This is a genomic window from Saccharospirillum sp. ABV4_185, assembly GCF_056159245.1.
The window spans coordinates 140,043-158,590 of the sequence record NZ_JBSWUW010000002.1 but is presented as its reverse complement, the minus strand read 5'-3'; the positions used below and the strand labels follow the sequence as shown (position 1 = coordinate 158,590).

At 56.3% G+C, this 18,548-nt stretch carries 20 protein-coding genes; 9 read left to right on the top strand and 11 right to left on the bottom strand.

The window, feature by feature from the left end; genetic code table 11:
* A complete protein-coding gene (locus tag ACXAE6_RS17880) occupies window positions 1-411 on the top strand; it encodes an ExbD/TolR family protein (RefSeq protein ID WP_475152390.1) in 411 nt (136 codons plus the stop codon).
* Between the two features lie 52 nt (window positions 412-463).
* Here ACXAE6_RS17880 and sufT read toward each other — a convergent pair whose 3' ends face one another.
* Window positions 464-1,312: a putative Fe-S cluster assembly protein SufT gene (sufT, locus tag ACXAE6_RS17875; protein WP_475152386.1), complete on the bottom strand. Its 849-nt coding sequence runs from the start codon at window positions 1,310-1,312 to the stop codon at window positions 464-466.
* 127 nt (window positions 1,313-1,439) lie between these two features.
* Here sufT and ACXAE6_RS17870 point away from each other — a divergent pair, with 127 nt between their 5' ends.
* The 3 genes from ACXAE6_RS17870 to ACXAE6_RS17860 are packed head-to-tail and all read left to right on the top strand — an operon-like array spanning window position 1,440 to window position 3,132.
* A complete protein-coding gene (locus ACXAE6_RS17870; protein ID WP_475152381.1) occupies window positions 1,440-2,012 on the top strand; it encodes a uracil-DNA glycosylase family protein in 573 nt (190 codons plus the stop codon).
* Window positions 2,009-2,734 carry an SDR family NAD(P)-dependent oxidoreductase gene (locus ACXAE6_RS17865; protein WP_475152375.1) on the top strand — a complete coding sequence of 242 codons (726 nt, stop codon included), beginning with the start codon at window positions 2,009-2,011 and terminating at the stop codon, window positions 2,732-2,734. The genes ACXAE6_RS17870 and ACXAE6_RS17865 overlap by 4 nt, the downstream gene beginning before the upstream one ends.
* The gene (locus ACXAE6_RS17860; protein WP_475152371.1) at window positions 2,731-3,132 is read left to right on the top strand and encodes a GNAT family N-acetyltransferase; all 402 of its coding nucleotides are present in this window, start codon (window positions 2,731-2,733) and stop codon (window positions 3,130-3,132) included. The genes ACXAE6_RS17865 and ACXAE6_RS17860 overlap by 4 nt, the downstream gene beginning before the upstream one ends.
* On the opposite strand, the gene ACXAE6_RS17855 is transcribed toward ACXAE6_RS17860, so the two are convergent.
* Entirely contained in the window at window positions 3,129-3,515 is a 387-nt protein-coding gene (locus ACXAE6_RS17855; RefSeq protein ID WP_475152367.1) for a YchJ family protein, read from the bottom strand. The genes ACXAE6_RS17860 and ACXAE6_RS17855 overlap by 4 nt on opposite strands.
* On the bottom strand, window positions 3,512-4,531 hold the full coding sequence (locus ACXAE6_RS17850; protein WP_475152363.1) for a DUF3549 family protein: 1,020 nt from the start codon (window positions 4,529-4,531) through the stop codon (window positions 3,512-3,514). Before ACXAE6_RS17850 ends, ACXAE6_RS17855 begins: the two co-directional genes overlap by 4 nt.
* Window positions 4,532-4,658: 127 nt before the next feature.
* On the opposite strand from ACXAE6_RS17850, the gene ACXAE6_RS17845 reads away from it, so the two are divergent.
* Complete coding sequence (locus ACXAE6_RS17845; RefSeq protein ID WP_475152360.1) at window positions 4,659-4,988, top strand: YqcC family protein; 330 nt, start codon at window positions 4,659-4,661, stop codon at window positions 4,986-4,988.
* A gap of 15 nt (window positions 4,989-5,003) precedes the next feature.
* Here ACXAE6_RS17845 and ACXAE6_RS17840 read toward each other — a convergent pair whose 3' ends face one another.
* Together ACXAE6_RS17840 and ACXAE6_RS17835 are read right to left on the bottom strand one after the other, a co-directional pair.
* Window positions 5,004-6,209: an HD-GYP domain-containing protein gene (locus ACXAE6_RS17840; protein WP_475152357.1), complete on the bottom strand. Its 1,206-nt coding sequence runs from the start codon at window positions 6,207-6,209 to the stop codon at window positions 5,004-5,006.
* Between the two features lie 84 nt (window positions 6,210-6,293).
* The gene (locus ACXAE6_RS17835; RefSeq protein ID WP_475152353.1) at window positions 6,294-7,964 is read right to left on the bottom strand and encodes a glutamine--tRNA ligase/YqeY domain fusion protein; all 1,671 of its coding nucleotides are present in this window, start codon (window positions 7,962-7,964) and stop codon (window positions 6,294-6,296) included.
* 155 nt (window positions 7,965-8,119) lie between these two features.
* Between ACXAE6_RS17835 and ACXAE6_RS17830 the strand changes: the two genes are divergently transcribed.
* Together ACXAE6_RS17830 and ACXAE6_RS17825 are read left to right on the top strand one after the other, a co-directional pair.
* Entirely contained in the window at window positions 8,120-10,051 is a 1,932-nt protein-coding gene (locus ACXAE6_RS17830) for a DNA topoisomerase III (protein ID WP_475152349.1), read from the top strand.
* An 83-nt stretch (window positions 10,052-10,134) separates the two neighbouring features.
* Entirely contained in the window at window positions 10,135-11,109 is a 975-nt protein-coding gene (locus ACXAE6_RS17825) for a quinone oxidoreductase family protein (protein ID WP_475152344.1), read from the top strand.
* Between the two features lie 64 nt (window positions 11,110-11,173).
* Here the strand turns inward: ACXAE6_RS17825 and ACXAE6_RS17820 are convergent, their stop codons facing one another.
* Window positions 11,174-13,384, bottom strand: a complete 2,211-nt coding sequence (locus ACXAE6_RS17820; protein WP_475152340.1) for a beta-glucosidase — start codon at window positions 13,382-13,384, stop codon at window positions 11,174-11,176.
* An 81-nt stretch (window positions 13,385-13,465) separates the two neighbouring features.
* Window positions 13,466-13,789 carry a hypothetical protein gene (locus ACXAE6_RS17815; protein ID WP_475152337.1) on the bottom strand — a complete coding sequence of 108 codons (324 nt, stop codon included), beginning with the start codon at window positions 13,787-13,789 and terminating at the stop codon, window positions 13,466-13,468.
* Window positions 13,790-14,121: 332 nt separating this feature from the next.
* Between ACXAE6_RS17815 and ACXAE6_RS17810 the strand changes: the two genes are divergently transcribed.
* Window positions 14,122-14,805, top strand: a complete 684-nt coding sequence (locus tag ACXAE6_RS17810) for a glutathione binding-like protein (protein ID WP_475152332.1) — start codon at window positions 14,122-14,124, stop codon at window positions 14,803-14,805.
* Window positions 14,806-14,865: 60 nt separating this feature from the next.
* On the opposite strand, the gene ACXAE6_RS17805 is transcribed toward ACXAE6_RS17810, so the two are convergent.
* Complete coding sequence (locus tag ACXAE6_RS17805; RefSeq protein ID WP_475152328.1) at window positions 14,866-15,096, bottom strand: hypothetical protein; 231 nt, start codon at window positions 15,094-15,096, stop codon at window positions 14,866-14,868.
* A gap of 3 nt (window positions 15,097-15,099) precedes the next feature.
* The gene (locus ACXAE6_RS17800; RefSeq protein WP_475152324.1) at window positions 15,100-15,675 is read right to left on the bottom strand and encodes a phosphoribosyltransferase; all 576 of its coding nucleotides are present in this window, start codon (window positions 15,673-15,675) and stop codon (window positions 15,100-15,102) included.
* A gap of 66 nt (window positions 15,676-15,741) precedes the next feature.
* On the opposite strand from ACXAE6_RS17800, the gene ACXAE6_RS17795 reads away from it, so the two are divergent.
* On the top strand, window positions 15,742-16,338 hold the full coding sequence (locus ACXAE6_RS17795) for a phosphoribosyltransferase (RefSeq protein ID WP_475152317.1): 597 nt from the start codon (window positions 15,742-15,744) through the stop codon (window positions 16,336-16,338).
* On the opposite strand, the gene ACXAE6_RS17790 is transcribed toward ACXAE6_RS17795, so the two are convergent.
* Together ACXAE6_RS17790 and ACXAE6_RS17785 are read right to left on the bottom strand one after the other, a co-directional pair.
* Window positions 16,331-16,861 carry a thioesterase family protein gene (locus ACXAE6_RS17790; protein ID WP_475152313.1) on the bottom strand — a complete coding sequence of 177 codons (531 nt, stop codon included), beginning with the start codon at window positions 16,859-16,861 and terminating at the stop codon, window positions 16,331-16,333. The two genes, ACXAE6_RS17795 and ACXAE6_RS17790, sit on opposite strands and share 8 nt — an antisense overlap.
* A 102-nt stretch (window positions 16,862-16,963) precedes the next feature.
* Window positions 16,964-18,499 (bottom strand): methyl-accepting chemotaxis protein, encoded by a 1,536-nt coding sequence (locus ACXAE6_RS17785; protein WP_475152308.1) that lies wholly within the window; start codon window positions 18,497-18,499, stop codon window positions 16,964-16,966.
* Between the last annotated feature and the right edge of the window lie 49 nt (window positions 18,500-18,548).

Genomic DNA, 18,548 nt, shown 5'->3' with positions numbered 1-18,548 from the left:
ATGGCCTTTGGCGGCAGCAATCAAGACGACGAGGTCATGAGCGAAATCAATATGACACCGCTGGTGGATGTTATGTTGGTGCTGCTGATCATCTTTATCATCACTGTGCCGGTGATTACCCATTCGGTGAATCTGGATTTGCCGGAAGCCGATAACACCCCCACCGAAGCCACGCCCGACACCATTACCATTTCGGTCGGCGCCGGCGGTGATTTGAGTTGGAACAGTACCGCGGTGAGTTTCGACGAACTGGAAAGCCGGCTGGCCGTAGCGGCGGCACGGGACCCGCAACCGCCGATTCATTTGCGTGGCGATCGCGCCGTCGCCTACGAACACGTCGCCAAAACCATGGCGGCGATTCAGCGCTCGGGTATACAGTCGTTGGGATTTTTAACCGAACCGGGCTCCTAAACAAACCGTTGAGCCCGCCGGAAAATGTTAGAAAAACAGCCCGGTTGGCCGTTTAGAAAAACAGCCCGGTTTCCAGTCGGGCTTCTTCGCTCATCATGTGCTGCTGCCAGGGCGGGTCGAACACCAGCTCGACATCCGTTTGCTGCACATGCGGAACCTGAGCCAGACGGAATTTCACATCGCCGACCAGCACATCACCCATGCCGCAGCCGGGCGCGGTCAGCGTCATCTCAACGGCAACGCTGTGTTTTTGCTGATCGATATCGAGCTTATAAACCAGACCGAGATTAACGATGTCGACCGGAATTTCCGGGTCATAGACCGTCGCCAACGCCTGCCAAACCTGCTCCTCACTGATGCGACCATCGGCCGGCGCCTCAAAGCTGAGGCCATTAGGCTCCAGTCCCAAAGCATCGGCGTCGCTGCCATCGACGCGCACCATATTGCCGCCGTAAATCAGCGTATAACTGCCACCGAGCGACTGGGTGATGCGTACTTCGGCGCCTTCGGGCAAGGTGGTTGCCGCACCCGACGGCACCTGTCGTGCCGCGCAATCGCGCAGCAGAATACGGCTATCGCCAACGCTGCCGGGGGTTTTAGCATTGGGGGCCTTGATGGTCAGTCGCTGACCGCGTTCATCTTCCTGAATGCCCATTTCCAGGTCTTTCAAATAAGGCAGGCTGGCTTTTTCCAGAAATAACACCAGGCCTTCGCCGACTTCCAGACGGGTATCGGTCGGCTGTTCTTCACCGGGACGACAATAGGCCAGACAGGTTTCGGCACGCGGTGTACCTGGGTCGCTGACAAACAAGCGCGCGGCCATACCTTCCACTTTCTGACGCGCCAAAAGCTGATTGAGAAAGTCGCGCGCGGCGGTGGATATTTTCAGGCTGGTTTCCATGCATACCTCGGCAGGTGAAGCGTACTGATCTGGCGCTATACCTGAGTGCTTTGGTCAACTATTTCAAGGGTCAATTGACGACTCTGGGCATGTTATGGGCGTGTTATGAGCATGATAAAGTAACGCCATGAACATCGAACTGATCGATCGGGTCCGCGCCTGCCGACTGTGCGCAGATTATCTACCCGAACCGCCCCTCCCCATCCTGCAATTCGATCGGCGGGCCCGCTTATTGATTGCCGGGCAGGCACCAGGACGGCGGGCGCACCAGGCGGGTCAGCCGTTTGTCGATGCCAGTGGTGAACGTCTGCGTAACTGGCTCGGACTGAATCAAACGCAGTTTTACGACCCGACCCAGGTGGCCATCATCCCCATGGGTTTTTGCTACCCCGGCCGGGCCAACAGTGGCGACGCGCCGCCGCGTCCGGAATGTGCGCCAGCCTGGCGAGAAGCCTTGCTTGAGCAACTGACATCGCTGCGGCTGACGCTGATCATCGGTCGTCACGCCTTGAACTGGCACTGGCCCGAGGCCACCGATCTGAGCAGCGCGGTCCGTGCTGGCTTGAGCCATCATCATCAGGCTTTACCGCACCCAAGCCCACGCAACAATGCCTGGCTAAAGCGCAACCCCTGGTTCGAAACTGATATTCTTCCGCCATTGAAACAGGCGGTCGCCAACGCCTTAGGAGAACAACGATGAGTAATAAACTCTGCCTGATGACTGGTGGCTCACGCGGTCTCGGCGCCGAGCTGGTTAAGCAGTATCAACAACAAGGCTGGACAGTGCGCGAGTTCTCCCGCTCCGGTTCCGGCGACGCTCATATCGATGCCGACTTCAGTCGCCGCGAGTCAGCTGTCGATAGCCTTGATGCAAGCTTCCGCGAACAGTCACAAAGCGACTGGGATGAAGTTGTGTTGATTCTCAACGCGGCTCAGATCGGCCCCATAGGTCCACTGTCATCCAGCGTACCGCGCGACTGGTGGCAGAACCTGGATGTGAATCTGACATTAAATGTCTCGGCTGCCGGATTATTCTTGCAACACTTTCAACACTCGCCGGCGCGCAAAACCCTGGCGGTTATTTCCTCCGGTGCGGCCCAAACCGGTATTGGCGGCTGGAGTCTGTACTGTCTGGCGAAATCCGGTCTGGAACGGCTGGCCGAATCGATTGCCGAAGAACAACAAAACGCAAGCTATCCGATCCAAAGTCTCAGCATCAGCCCGGGATTGATCGACACCGAAATGCAGGCCGAAATCCGCGCCAGCGACACCAGTCAGTTTGCCGACGTGGAAGAATTCCGCGCCTTTCAGCAACAGGGCGCTCTGGTCGAACCGGACCGTGTCGCTGCTGCGGTGATACAAATCATTGCTGGCTCTTTCCGCAGCGGCGAATTGAAATCGGTGAGCGAGATACTGGCATGACTATCGAAATCAGCAGCGATAAAAACCGTCTTGACCTGGATGTTATTCACGACTTTTTGACCAACAGTTATTGGAGCCCGGGTATTACACGCGAACGCGTTGCCCGTGCCATTGAACATTCATTGTGCTGGGGAATTTACCGCGACGGTCAGCAAATTGGCTTTGCCCGCGTAACCACCGACCAGGTGCACTTTGCCTATCTCGCCGATGTTTTTATCGTACCGCAAGCACAGGGACAGGGGTTGGGTAAGCAGTTGGTTGAAGCGGTACTGGCCGATGAGCGACTGCAAGGATTACGTCGCTTTATGCTGGCCACCAAGACGGCAGCCAGCCTGTACCAACGCTATGGTTTTGAAGCAGTTACCGAGCCGAATAATCTGATGCAGCGCAATTATTAATCGCCCGGCCAGGCGTCGATTTCATCGAGATAAACCCAGCGCTTTTTATGCTGCGTAAAGCGGGAAATTTCATGCAGGCTATGCTCTGTTTTATGTTCATCGCGATAGCGCGCACGAAATTCGACGTAGCCTTTTTTAAAACCGGTTTTGCTGCGCAGTACTTCTAATCCCAGCCAAGTCGACCCTTCCAGATCAGCCTGTTGCAAATCCGGACAGCTCGTTGGATGCCAACTCGCTAACAAGTACGACAAGTCTTGTCGAACAAAGGCGGTATAACGACTGCGCATCAGCGTTTCACAGTCCGGCACTCTGGCGCCTTGCTCAAGATAACGACCGCAACACTGGCGGTAATCGGCCGGACGACCGCAAGGACAGGCGCTCATTGCACACTCCGCTTTGCATCAAGCAAACCACCAATGGCAACTGCCAGTCGTTCTGATCGATTGGGGTGACGCATCACCTGCAACACCAAACCGGCCAACCCCGGTTGTAACGCCAAACCCTGCACCACTCGATTAAAGCCATCCTGATCGGCCAACTGCGCCAGACGATCCAACGCCACCAGACTCAACTCAGTATCGTCCAGCAAAGCGGGATGTCGGCTCAATAACGCCAGTACCAGATCGAGCGCATCCGGATGGCGATTCAGCGCCCGACTGATAAAGCCACGCACCAGACCCATGGCATCACTTTGCGACAAGGCACGCAGCGCCGCGGTATCCTGCGCGACCTCTGCCTGCGCATCAGCCAGCGCAATGATGGCCTCGGTCAAGGCCAATACCGGACGATGATGTTCCAGCATTTGCAACACCTGCAGCCGTGGTTCCAGCGGCAACTGAGTCAGCCGCTGTGCCAGCTGTTTTTGCGCCTTGTCATCGGCCGACTCCAAAACCTCAGCGATGCCTTGCAGACCTAAGGCCTGCCAGCTGTCCGGCTCGGCCGAACCGAGCAGATAGTCATAAGCATCGTCATAATATTGACTCGGCGGCGCACCGAGAATACGACCGGCGCGCGCATGCAGCGCGGCCATCTTGGCGTCGTCCGGTTTGAACTGATACGGATGGTCGGTCAACAGGCGTTGGCGCTCATCGGCATCAGAGGTGGCCAGCGCTTTCATTAAACGGTTTAGCACATCGGCGGCAATGGGCGCCGGCAAACCTGCCTGTTCATCCAGTGGTAATTTCATAAACCAGATGGCGTGCTGCTGACGATTATCCGGATGCCACAACAGCAACACCAACCAGGCATGATTGAGGTAGGGGTAAGGATAGGCACCGCCTTGATCAAAGCGTTGCCAGTCTTCACGGGACAGACGTCTTAACTGACTGCCGAGATCGAACAAGCGGTAGCGCGCACCGCTTTGATCGAGAAATTCACCGAGGCGTGTGGGGGCTTGCATTTTGTCTACACTGGTTAAAAAGCGGGGCCGATTCTACACGCTCAACCGCCAGCCTGACAGATTCGACGGTTACCGCTAGAATTCAGCGCGAATCATTTTATCAATAAACGAAACCACCGGAGTGACAGTGGCTCAGATTGCAACTTTACTGGACAACCTGGAAACCGAACTGCGTCGGCTGAATTTGTGGAGTGACGTTCCACCTCGCGCCGAAGCCCTGGCCAGCACCGCGCCCTTTGCAGTCGATACGCTGTCGCTGCCACAGTGGTTGCAATGGATCTACATCCAACGCCTGCGTGCGCTGCTTGAAGCCGATAGAGCCCTGCCCTGTGGTGCGCTGGTTAAGCCCTACGCCGATCAGTATTTTGATCAGCAACGCGACCTGCCCGCCCATCAATTACTGCACATTATTGATTGCATCGACGAAGCGCTTGGCAAGCCCGGTCAGAACCAGTAACGCCACTGACCTCGATCAGATGTACTGCGCCAGTTGCACGCCTTCTTTCAGTGGATCGAGGGCGCGTTTAATGGCGTCCTGACAGCCCGGTACCGATAAGTCCAGCACTCGCCAGGGAACCGGCTGACCGGATTGATAATTCTGAAACAGACGTACGGTTGGCGTCATCTGATCGTGTTCATTGATTTCGATAACGACGCCCATCAAACCGCTGTTCATTTCCACCAAGGAACCGACCGGGTAAATCCCCATACATTGGATAAAAATATCCACCAGTTTCCGGTCCAGATGATGCTCACTCCATTCAATGAGTTTTTTCATGGCGGCTGTTGGCGGAATACCCCGGTGATAGACACGATCGGCGGTAATGGCGTCGTAGACATCGACGATGGCCGTCATGCGTCCGTACTCGCTGATCTGCTCGCCCTTTAGCCCAAATGGATAACCACTGCCATCCATTTTTTCGTGATGCTCCGCAGCAACCTGAATAGTCAGTTCAGACACGCCCTCGGTCTGCTCCAGAATTTCCTTACTGTACAGCGCGTGACGTTTAATGATTTCGAATTCTTCGTCATTGAGTCGATCAGGTTTGTGCAAGACCTCATCGGGAATCATCGTCTTGCCGATGTCGTGCAACAAAGCACCGACCATAATCTGGTGCAGCACATCGTAAGGTAATTTGCGATAACGACCGTAGACCGACATCAGCACCGACAAATTCACCGAGTGTTCCATTAAATAGGAATCTTTATGACGGATGCGACCGAGACAAGTTAGGGCGTTGTGATTGCGAAACACCGACTCCAGTAAACTCTCGGCGACCCCATTAACCGAGCCCATATCGATGGCGCGGCCCAGTTTGACGTCCGCCATCAGAGTATTGATCAGGGTCTTGGCTTCGCCATGCAATGCATCGGCGTGGTCGCGTTCGCTGGCCAGCTCAACGCGTGGACGGTTGTAGGGTGTCTGCTCGCCAACCTTGAGCAACTGGGCGTGGTTGTCGCGCTCGATCTCTTCCCAGGGCACGCCGTCGGGTGAATCCAGGCCTTTACTGGTATCGATATAGACTTCGCGAACGCCGAGCTTGCGGATCTTTTCGACCACAGCGTCGGAGCCGATTTTGCCGCGACGACTGTAGTTGTAGTGCGGAATCCAATCAGTATTCATGTCGGAGATGTACATTCCGACTTTAAGGCTGCGGATAGGAATACGTTTGATCATCGGTGAACCTGACCCAAAAACTCCTTTTTCGGGTCAAGTCTAGTACAAAAATTATCCGCAATAAGAAAGATTGCTGATCAATTTTTATACTTTTCGAGTCCAGGTTTCCTTCAAACCGATGGTCTTGTTAAACACCAGTTTGCCGTTGCCGCCGTCATAGCGGTCGAGCACAAAATAACCTTCACGCTCAAACTGGAAGGCAGCTTCCGGTGCGGCCTGCGCCAGGCTGGGTTCGACCACACAGTTGCTGAGCGTCGCCAGAGATTCAGCGTTAATGTACTGCATAAAATCATCACCACCACGATCCGGGGTTTCGTGATCGAACAGCCGGTCATAGAGACGCACTTCCGCCGGCAAACCTTCGCTGGCCGATACCCAGTGAATCACCCCTCGAGGACGCACACCTTCGGGTGCATCGGCGCCGACGGTGCCTTCAACAGCCGTGGCGCGAATCTCAATAATTTCACCGCTGGCGTCCTTGATCACTTCGTCGGCCTGAATGATGTAGGCGTTGCGCAAACGCACCCATTCACCCAAAACCAGACGCTTGAATTTCTTCCGCGACAAGCTGGAATCTTCATTGAAGTCGGAGCGGTCGATATAGATTTCGCGGGTGAACGGCAACTCACGCTCACCCAGATCGCTGCGATTTGGATGACCTGCCGCGGTGAACACTTCGCGGTGATTATCCGGCAAGTTGGTCAGCACGATCTTCAACGGATTCAACACCGCCATGGCCCGCGGCGCGTTATCATTCAGGTCTTCACGAATGGCATGGTCGAGCATACCCAAATCCACCACGCCACCGGCGCGGCTGGTGCCAACCATATCGGCGAAGTGACGCAGCGCCGCTGGAGTAATACCGCGCCGGCGCATGCCACTGATGGTCGGCATACGCGGGTCGTCCCAACCATCGACCACACCCTCATCAACCAAACGCTTCAACTTGCGCTTGGACGTCACGGTGTAGTTCACATTAAGCCGCGCAAATTCGTACTGATGCGGTACCGCCGGCACCGGCAGTTTTTCGATAAACCAGTCATAAAGCGGACGGTGATCTTCGAATTCCAGCGTACAGATTGAGTGCGTCACACCTTCCAGCGCATCGGACTGACCATGGGCAAAATCGTAGCTCGGATAGATGCACCATTTGTTGCCGGTCTGATGATGTTCCTTGCGACGAATGCGATACAACACCGGATCACGCAGATTCATGTTCGGTGCCGCCATATCAATTTTGGCGCGCAATGATTTGGCACCATCATCGAACTCGCCGTTTTTCATACGCGCAAACAGATCGAGGTTTTCCTCGGCGCTGCGCTCACGATAAGGACTGTTGCGACCCGGCTCCGTCAAGGTGCCGCGGTATTCGCGCGCTTCTTCGCCGCTGAGATCGCAGACGTAGGCATCGCCGTTTTTAATCAGTTCGACCGCCCAGTCGTACAGCTGATCAAAATAATCGGAGGTGTATTTTTCTTTACCCACCCATTCAAAACCGAGCCAGTTAATATCGGCTTTGATCGAGTCGATGTATTCCTGCTCTTCTTTTTCCGGATTGGTGTCGTCAAAACGCAAATTGCACACGCCGCCAAATTGCTCGGCCAGACCGAAATTGACGCAGATGGATTTGGCATGACCAATGTGCAGATAGCCATTGGGCTCTGGCGGAAAGCGGGTCACGATTTTGTCGTGCTTACCACTGTTCAGGTCGTCTTCGATCAGGGTGGCGAGAAAGTTGGACGGCTTGTCACTCATCAGAATGCGGACTCCGGAAATCGCTCGGCAGGAGAATGGGGTTTGCCAAAGCGGCGATTATACCGGTTTGGGCCGCGCTGAGTAGGGGCCGCGCCTTGCGCTGGACGGCACGAGCCAATCCTGTATATACATCCATATTTTTTACGCTGATTGCCATGCGCTTATTTATCGCCGAAAAACCCAGCCTCGGACGCGCCATTGCCGCCGCCCTGCCCGGTCAACAGCAACGCCAGGACGGCTGCGTGATCGTCGGCGATGCGGTGGTGACCTGGTGCATTGGCCACCTGCTGGAGCAGGCCGAGCCCGACGCCTACGATCCGGCTTTCAAGCAATGGTCGTTCAATACCCTGCCCATTCTGCCTGACCAATGGCAATACCAGGCCAAACGCCAGACCGCCAAACAGCTTGCGGTGGTGCGCAAGCTGGTTAAACAGGCGGATCAACTGATTCACGCCGGCGACCCGGACCGCGAAGGTCAGCTGTTAGTCGATGAAGTGCTGCATTATTTGAAAGTGCCGAAGCACAAACTCGACAGCACCCAACGCTGCCTGATCAACGATTTGAACCCAAGCGCGGTGAAACGTGCCTTGGATAAACTGCAACCCAACCGCGACTTCCAACCCTTATCTGTTTCAGCGCTGGCACGGGCACGCGCCGACTGGCTGTATGGCATCAACCTGACCCGGGCGGTCACATTGGGTGGCCGCAATGCGGGTTATCAGGGCGTGCTCTCCATCGGCCGGGTGCAGACACCGGTCCTGGGTTTGGTGGTCGATCGCGATCGCGCCATCGACGCCTTTACCAGCCGACCCTATTACGAAGTCTGGGCACAACTAACAACCCAGGCCGGCGAAGGTTTTGCCGCCCAGTGGCAACCAAGCGAGGCCTGTGAAGCCTGGCTCGATGATGATGGTCGTAACCTGTCGCGACCACTGGCTGAGCACGTGGTGAAAACGGTTCAGGGGCAGGACGGCGCCATCACCCTGGCCACTGCAAACACCAGCAATCAGAATGCACCGCTGCCGCCGAGCCTGTCGAACTTGCAGATGGAAGCCAACAAGGTGTTGGGTTTAAGCGCGCAAAAAGTGCTCGATCTGGCGCAGAGTCTGTACGAAAAACACCAGGCCATTACCTACCCGCGCTCGGACTGTCGCTATCTGCCCAGCGAACATCATACTGAGGCTGGCCAAGTCACCAGCGCCATTCGCGCCAGCCTGAAGGCGTTGAACGACAACCGCCTCGACGCCGCCTGGCCGCAACTGAATCTCAGCCAGAAAAGCCGTACCTGGAACGACGCCAAGGTCGGCGCACACCACGCCATCATTCCCACCGGTAAAATCGTGACCCGGCTCAGTGAAGACGAGGCAAAAATTTATTATCTGGTCAGCCGCGCCTATCTGGCGCAGTTCCTGCCGGCCTGGCAGCGCCGCGAACAAAAAATCGAAGCACGGCTGGCCGGCGGGCTGTTTCGCGCCCAGGCCAAGCAAACACTGACAGCCGGTTGGAAAGCCTTATTTCCCAGCAAACAAGACGAAGCCGAAACGGTTTTGCCCTCTTTGAAGGAAGGCGACCAGGTTCACTGTGCAAGCGCCGAGATCCGCGAAAAAGAAACTCAACCACCCAAACCCTTTACCGAAGCCACCTTGCTGGCTGCCATGACCGGCATCAGCCGTTTTGTCGCCGACACTGAGCTGAAAAAGGTCCTCAAAGAAACTGACGGTCTGGGCACCGAAGCCACCCGCGCCAGTATTCTCGAAGTGCTGTTCAAGCGCGGTTTTCTGCACCGCCAGGGCAAAGCCTTGCATGCTACCGAGGCTGGCAAAGCGCTGATCAATGCGCTGCCGCAAAGCCTGACGCTGCCAGATCGCACCGCGCGCTGGGAGTCCATTCTCGGTGATATCGCAAGCGGCCAGGCGCGTTATGAAACGCTCATGCAACCCTTGGTCAGCGAGTTGCAGGAGCTGACCGGCACGCTGCGTTCCTGGCAACCGGCGGGTCTCGCCGGCCTGGGCAAACCACCGCGCCGCGGGCAACGGAAAACATCGCGTCGCAAACCCGCTGCGAACCGTCGCCGCAAGGCTGGGTGATGCTGGCACGGCAACAGAGTAAACTGCCGCCATCACTCACCAAACCAACACCGAAAAACAACCGAATCGATTCAGGAGAGGTCATGACGCACGCCATCCGCATTCACCAGAACGGCGGCCCCGAGGTCTTCAAATGGGAAGAAATTCAAGTCGGAGATCCCGGTCCGGGCGCAGTTCGGATCAAGCAGACCGCCGTCGGCCTCAACTACATCGACGTCTATTTCCGCACCGGTCTCTATCCCACGGCTAACTTCCCCGCCGTGCTTGGGCAGGAAGGCGCTGGTGTGGTCGAAGCCGTCGGCAGCGGCGTCACCGGTTTACAAGAAGGTGACCGGGTGGCTTACCCGATGTGCCCCGGCGCCTATGCCGAAGCGCGGCTGATACCAGCAGAAAAACTGCTCAAACTGCCTAATAACATTGCCGACCAGACCGCCGCGGCCATGATGCTTAAAGGTCTCACCGCACACTATCTGCTGTACCGCACTTATCCGGTCAAAGCCGGCGATCCGGTTCTGGTTTATGCCGCCGCCGGCGGTGTCGGTCAGATCCTCACTCAGTGGGCCAAGCAACTGGGCGCTGTGGTGATCGGTTGTGTCGGTTCGGCTGATAAGGGTGAACTGGCTAAGGCCGCCGGTGCCGATCACATCATTAATTACAGCGAAGAGAATATCGCCGAACGCGCGCGCGAACTGACCGGCGGTGAAGGCGTAGCGGCCGCTTACGATTCCATCGGCAAGGCCACCTTCGAAGCCTCGCTCGATGCGCTGCGTCCCTTTGGTGTGCTGGCCTCCTACGGCAACGCCACCGGCCCGGTCGATCCTTTCAGCCCCGGCATACTGGCGCCCAAAGGTTCGCTCTATGTCACCCGGCCGACGCTCGCCACCCACATCAGCACCCGCGCTTTGCTCGAAGAAGGCGCGGAGCGTTTGTTCGATATGGTCGGTCGCGGCGACGTCACCATCCATGTGAACCAAACCTATGCGCTCAAAGATGTGGCCCAGGCGCACCGTGATCTGGAAGCGCGCAAGACCACCGGCTCAACCGTTCTGTTGCCTTAACAACTGCGTAAAAAAAAGCCCCCGCCGAAGCACATCGACGGGGGCTTTGTTAAATTCGTTTAACTTATTTCAGTCGTTCGAACGTCGCCGTCAAATCCTGCCGTGTTTGCTCAGCCTCAGCCTGGCTGAAGCCCATCTGCGGAATAAAATCGATCAACTGCGGAATCGGAAAACCCAGGGCAATGCCATACATCTGGTGTTCGCTGTTAAAACCGAGACGATCGAAGACGCCCTGCATGGTTGATTTGGTGCGACTGTCGTTCAACCAATCCGCCACGGTGTCGGTCAGGTTCGGTAAAATTCTCACCTCGGTATCGGATTCAATATCCACCCACAAGGTCGCGCGAATATCGCGTGACGATACACCGACGCGCAATTCGAAGCGGCCGCTTTCCTCAGCGAAGCGACCCAGATGCGGCACGAAATAGGCGAAGGCGTGAACGTCCAGATCGATGCTGACGGTCTGTGATTGTCCGGCTTCCAGATAGATTTTGGAAAAGCCTTTCAGTTCGTGCACCGGGCGACGATAAGTACTCTTCTGGTCGTGAATATAGAGCTGCACCACTTCCGCACCGGCACGATCACCGATGTTGGTGACGGTCACGCTGACGCGACGCGCGCTAGCATCGTATTGTGGTTCAGACAGTTCAAACTGGCTGTAGCTCAGGCCATGACCAAAAGGATACTGCACCGGCAATTCTTTAGTGTCGTAATAGCGATAACCGGTGAACAAACCTTCGCTGTATTCGACCGTTGCCTTGGTGCCCGGGAAGGTCTCATAGGTCGGGTTATGTTCCAGGCGAATCGGAAAACTTTCACTCAGTTTGCCCGATGGGTTGGCCTCGCCAAACAACAAACGCGCCAGCGCTTCGCCACCGCCTTCACCCGGTAACCAGGCTTGCAACAGCGCCGGCACCTCGGCTTCAAACTGACGGGTTTCCACAGCAGAACCGGCGTGCAAGACCACGATCAGATTTTTATTTACCGCCGCTACCGCCTTAATCAATTCAATATGATCCGGCGCCAGTTTCATGTTGGCGCGGTCAAAGCCTTCGCTTTCCATGGCGTCGGTGGTGCCGGTCAGTAACACCACGGCATCGGCGTCGCTGGCCAGAGCAACCGCTTCATTTTTCTGCGCTTCACTGACGCTCATTTCGGTGTAACCCGGGGCGAAATCGATTTCCGCACGCGCACCGATGGCGCTCAGTGCATCGCTCAGTTGGCGGGCTGTCATATGCGAACTGCCGCCGCCCTGGAAGCGCGGGTTTTGCGCGAAATCACCAATCACCGCCAAACGCTGGTTGCTGTTTAACGGTAACTGCTGCTGGTCGTTTTTCAGCAAAACGGCACTTTCGGTTGCCAACTGCACAGCGATTTCGTGATGTGCGCTCCAATCGGGTGTTACATCGCGGCGGTTATCGAGGCTGCGATTAATCAGTTCCAGCACGCGCAAGGCGTGTTCGTCCAGCACACTTTCTGGCAACTCGCCGCTGGTCAGTGCTGTCAGTAATTGCTCATCGCGTTCAGCCGGACCGGGCATTTCCAGATCCAGACCATTGAGGTGAGAGGCCACCTTGTCTTTTACCGCGACCCAGTCCGACATTACCAGGCCTTCATAACCCAACTGATCACGCAGAATACGTTGCAGCAGATCGGGAGACTGACAGGCATGCGGACCGTTAACGCCGTTGTAAGCGCCCATCACCGTCCACGGATTCGCCTCACGGATGGCCTTGGCAAAGGGCTCAACGTAGAGTTCCTGCAAGGTACGCTCGTCGATTTCAGCGTTGATCAGAAAACGGCGGGTTTCCTGTTCGTTACCGGCGAAGTGTTTGATGCAAGCGCCAACACCTTTGCTCTGCAAACCATTCACAAAAGCCGCCGCCATAGCACCGGTATGGAAAGGATCTTCGGAGAAGTATTCGAAGTTACGGCCACCCAGAGGTGTGCGCTTGCCGTTCAAGCCTGGGCCGAGCAAAACGGACACACCCAGCGCCTGGCATTCATCACCAATGGCTGCCGCCGCCTGGCTCATTAATTCGGTGTTCCAGCTGGCGCCCATGGCCGCTTCGACCGGGAACACGGTCGCCGGTTCTGAGCTGCCATCGAGGGTGGAAGAGGCGCTCAGGCGCACGCCGTGAGGCCCATCGGTCAGGGTAACGGCAGGAATATCCAGGCGTTCAATGCCGTGCAAATGCCAGGCATCCAGGCCACATAAGAGTTGAACTTTTTCTTCAGACGTCAGTTGCGCCAGGATGGCTTTAGGATCGAACACCGGTTACTCCCATCGACAAATTCGGGCGCGGATTGTAACCGGTTTCAGGTCGCGGTGACAGACCACTGCCCAAGCAATGAACTAGTGCGCCGACCCCGTCTTGCGCTGGCGTGCTGCCAGATATTCCGGCATCTTGCCTTCGTCTTCGTAGCAGGGGTCGCCATCTTCAATGCGGATGATTTTGGCGCCGGGAACATAAGGAATACTCGACTCCACTTCCAGCAGAGCGCTGTGCACCAGGTCGGCCATCACCCGCTCAATCGGCTGGTCATAGACTTCCGCCAGTGCTTCGAGTTTGGCCCGGTCGGAACGACTCATCTGCACTTCGGTCGACACCAGCTGCTGGCGCGCACGGCGGCTCTCTTCCCATTGATTGAGTATCTGGCTAAACCGCTTATTGACCATGATCTCCTCCTGACTCGACCCCAGGTCACTCAGTTCTATGAGTAATAGCTATTAAGCAACCTCTTTGCCAGGGCGCATTTTTCAACCCCATCGACGCTCGGACTGCACAAACTTAGCTACTATTCCTCCAAACCCAGCCTCCAAGCCTAGCCTCCAAGTAGCCACCAAGGCAGTGCGATTAACAGCCAGGTGCGTCACGACGGTGCAGCCATCCTTCAATTCATCTGATCAATTAGCTCAGTTATTTTGCAGCCATCGTCAGGCGCCAGTGCTTGTGGCCGCAATCTGCGCCCCCATCAAGGCCAGCTATCAGTCACCATTGGAGCTTATTCATGTCTGCCTTCCCAAAACGTTGGCCGGTTGAAAACCCGGACGTTCTGCAACTCTATTCACTGGCCACGCCGAACGGTCAGAAGATCGGCATCATGCTCGAAGAAAGCGGTTTGCCGTACGAAGCCCACACCGTCAACATCATGAAAGACGAGCAGTTCGATGAGGATTACCTGAAGCTCAACCCGAACAACAAAATCCCATCGATCATCGATCCCAACGGTCCGGACGGCAAACCCCTGCAGTTGATGGAAACCGGTGCCATCCTGATTTATCTGGCCGAGAAAACCGGTCGCTTCCTGCCGACCGATCCGGCGCGTCGCCTGGAAACTCTGCAATGGTTGTTTTTCCAGACCGCCCATATCGGCCCCATGCTGGGTCAATTTGGTCACTTCACTAAGTTCGCCGCCGACAAGAGCGATGCCTACTCCAAAGAGCGCTTCACCAACGAAAGCCGTCGCTTGTTGGGCGTACTGGATCAGCGTCTGGAGGGCCGGCAGTGGATCATGGGCGATGAACTGACCATCGCCGATATGGCCATCGCGCCCTGGATCAAGTGCATCGATTTTTACGAAGGTCACGAAGTGCTGAACACCGCTGAGTTCAACAATGTGATGGACTACTGCGAGCGGTTTTATGCCCGGCCGGGCGTGCAGGCTGGTGCTGCGGTTTGTGCAATTAGTTGATGGATTTTGTTCGAGACAAGGCGGCTGTTACGGCAGCCTTGTCTCCATCAAAACCAGCCATCAGCTGTTCACGAATAACGGAAAAACCCCAAAGATAAATGCCAGGGGCACCGCCATCAGTATCGTCGGCAACCACTGCTGGCGGATGTGCCAGATGCTGTACACCAGCGCCATTGGCGGCAGCAGAACCAAAATCCCCCAGGCCATCGACTGGCGGAAGGCTTCGGTCAGCGCCAGGGTGTAACCAACGATAAAAATCACCAGCGGCAAATAGAACAACAGCAACAACATCAATCAGCTCTCGGTCTTGGGCAAGTGAGGCGCCAAAATGGCGTAGAGGTCGGGTCGGTTGTCGCGAATTTCTTCCGTCGTTAACCCTTCCAGTGAATGCGGGTACTTCAGCCAGGCTTCGGTTTCGTGCACGAAATAATCCGGCACCCGGCCGGTTTCATTGCGCGACGGTTTGTAATAGGGCACAGCGACGCGGATGTCGTGCGGGGTATTGAGCCGCGCCCGCGCTTTAATGTCGTCGATAATGGCTTCGACCGAACGGCCGGTATCAAAAACGTCATCAACGATCAGCAGCGCATCGTCGTGGGTGATGTGTTTGATCAGATAATCCAGACCTAGCACCTTGACCGAACGGCTCTGGTTATCGATGCCACTGTAGGACGCCGTACGAATGGCGATGTTGTCGGTCTGTACACCGTGGTAATCGAGAAACTCCTGCACCGCCGCACCCATGGGTACACCGCCGCGCCAGACGGCGATCATAAAAGTCGGCCGGAAACCGGAGTTCAGTATCTGAGCAGCCAGGCGAAAGCTGTCTTCAAGCAGGCCCTGAGCACTGAGGTATTGTTTTTTCACCATGGCGAGGTTAGCGTCCAAATCTGAGCAGTGAGCAATAGTCCCCAAAGCAGACCCGACTGGCAACCCATGACGCATCCCGATCACGATCGACCCAAACGTTACCTTGATGAAGCCGAACTGATTCGCGACGCCTTTCGCCTCGGCGTGCAGATTTTTGAAAGCGGTTTTCGGCCGAATTTTATTGTCGGTCTGTGGCGTGGCGGCAGCACCGTTGGCATCTATGTCCAGGAATGTTTGCAGACCTTGGGCGTGAAAACCGACCACACTTCACTGCGCACGTCCTATCAGGGCATGACGCGTTACGCCGACATGGTCGCGGCACCGCAGCACCGCATCCGGGTGCACGGCACGCAATATCTGCTGGAAAACCTCAACGCCGATGATCGCCTGCTGATTGTCGATGATGCCTTCGGCACCGGCCACAGCCTGGCGGCGGTGCTGGAACGACTGAACCGTCACTTAAAACGCAATATGCCGGCGGACACGCGACTGGCGACGCTTTACGAACGCCCATCGGCCAACCAAACCGGCTTACGTCCGGATTACAGCCTGCACCAAAGCGAAGACTGGCTGGTGTTTCCCTACGAAATGAATGGTCTTTCGCGCGAGGAGATCGACAGCCAAAAACCCTACCTCACCGAGATTCTAAACAGCGTTAACTGAAGGTCTCTCGCTTGGCCGCGAGCGTTGCTTTCCAGTCGGTCACCGCTTCGGTTTCCGGCGGCGAGGTTAACGCCAATCCCTGATCAGCAAAGACCTCATCCAGCCCCTTTACCTTGCCATTTTTAAGAATGGCGACGCGGGCATGACCAACACTGAACAGCTTGTCGCCGCTGTAAAAACGCTGTTCAAAATAACCGTATTTTTCATCCCAGCACACCAATTGGACGCGCGCATCGACGCGGCTGAAGGGGCGGAATTCGCGGATATAGGTCATTTCCTGAGCGTTAAGTACGGCGCGATAACCTTCTTTAAGATAGGCACGCCCCATGCCGGTATCGATGATCCAGCGGGTGCGACAGAGATCGCCAAAGGAAAAATAACGCGCCGCGGTCAGGTGGATGTTGATATCGATATCATGCAGCCAGACCCGAAAACGCATCCGCAGCGGCGCCAGAGGATCGGCATTTTTGCGCCGGAAAATGGCGCCGAGCAATAACAAAAATAAACGACCAAGAAGATTCATCACTACCGCCTGCAACCGGTTCGGGCGCATCCTGACGCGGCAATAAAAGTAAGGCAAACCGAGCATGCCATTGCCAACCCAGGGTTCACAATGGCGGTGTGATCAGTCGCTTTTATAACCGATTCGGAAACCACCCCAATGTTTGCCCGCCACATAGATGGGCGCTGAAACATCGTGCATCACCTCGCCGGTATCGCGCTTGTAGGTCTGCAACAGAAAAGGTTCTTCGTGGCTGCCGCAACGTCGCCCGGTACGATCGGTAAAGATACGTTTGGTGCGATTACCGGCGACATCGATGTCGTAGTCACCGGTCAAAGGTTGGCAAAATTTGTTGTTATGGGTGGGGAAATAACCGTTGACGTCGACGGCGCCGGCGTAGATAGCATCGTCGTTTTCATCCAGCACCGGTTCCTGGATGGGGGGAAATAACTGATCGGTCAGATCATCAAAGGGGCTTTTGTGTTTGATCGGATCGGTGCCTTCAATCGGCGTATATTCAAAGCGGAACAACTCTTCCTCGCTGATATGTCCGGCCTCGATCGCGCTCTCCAGAACGGCGGCGATATCAGCAGCGGCATTGATCGCCGCCCGCGCCAGCTGAGTGTGGCGATCATCAATATCGTAATGGCGCAGCTGCACAAAGATGCCTTCGACGCGTTCGCTCAGCGCCAGAATACGGTTAGAGGCTTCACCGATGGAGTGCTCAATCGACTGCATTGAGCCGTGCAGCTGTTCGATGTCGGAACTGATGCCCTGGCTGTCTTGGCTCACTGCGGTCTGCAGATCGGCCATGGAGTGAACGGTATCGCGCGCCTGAGTCATGCCATCGGCAACGCCGGACAAACGCTCGCCAATGCCATTGAGAGCTTCATCGAGTTCGGCATCGACACTGAGCAACGCATCCATGGCGGTTTTGGTCTGGTCGGTACATTCGCTCATGCCGCCGAGCAGACGACCGATGGTATCGGTGGCATCGGCGGTTTGGCGCGCCAACTGACGCACCTCATCGGCCACCACGGCAAAGCCCCGGCCATGATCACCGGCCCGCGCTGCTTCGATAGCCGCGTTTAACGCCAGCAGGTTGGTTTGATCGGCGACCTTATGAATGGTGCCAAGAATATCGCCGATAGCGGCAGACTCTTGCTGCAGACGATCGATCTGCTGCTGGCAGGCATTCAGTTGATCGCGCTGCCCCGTGCGCGCCTGCTCAACGCTGGCCATACGTTCCTGGCCGGCCAGCGCCAGCGACTGGGCGTCATCGACGCGGGCGTTGGCGTCGTCCATGGCACCGCTCATACCCTGAGCGGCGCCCTCCAAACCCTCAACGCGTTCTGCAAGGGCACCGGCAACCCGTTGCTGTTCGACCAGATGTTGTTGAATACCATCGAGAAAGTGGGACGCATCGGCCGATTCAATGGCAATGCGACTGGCCGCCTGGCCAATTTGTGCCGGCGATGCTTCATCATCGTGCCCTGACCAATCCACCACAGGAGTGTTCTTTTTGGTACGCCCCGGCAACCACCAGAACACCAACGCCAGCACGCCAGCGGCCAGCCCCGGCCAGGGTGTTCCCGGCCAGAATACGGATGTCGCTGCAATAGCAAGGCTGGCGATAACCAACAACGCGCCGAATCCCACTTGGCTTACCACAGTCTTTTTATTGTTATGACTGATTCCGTTCATACTG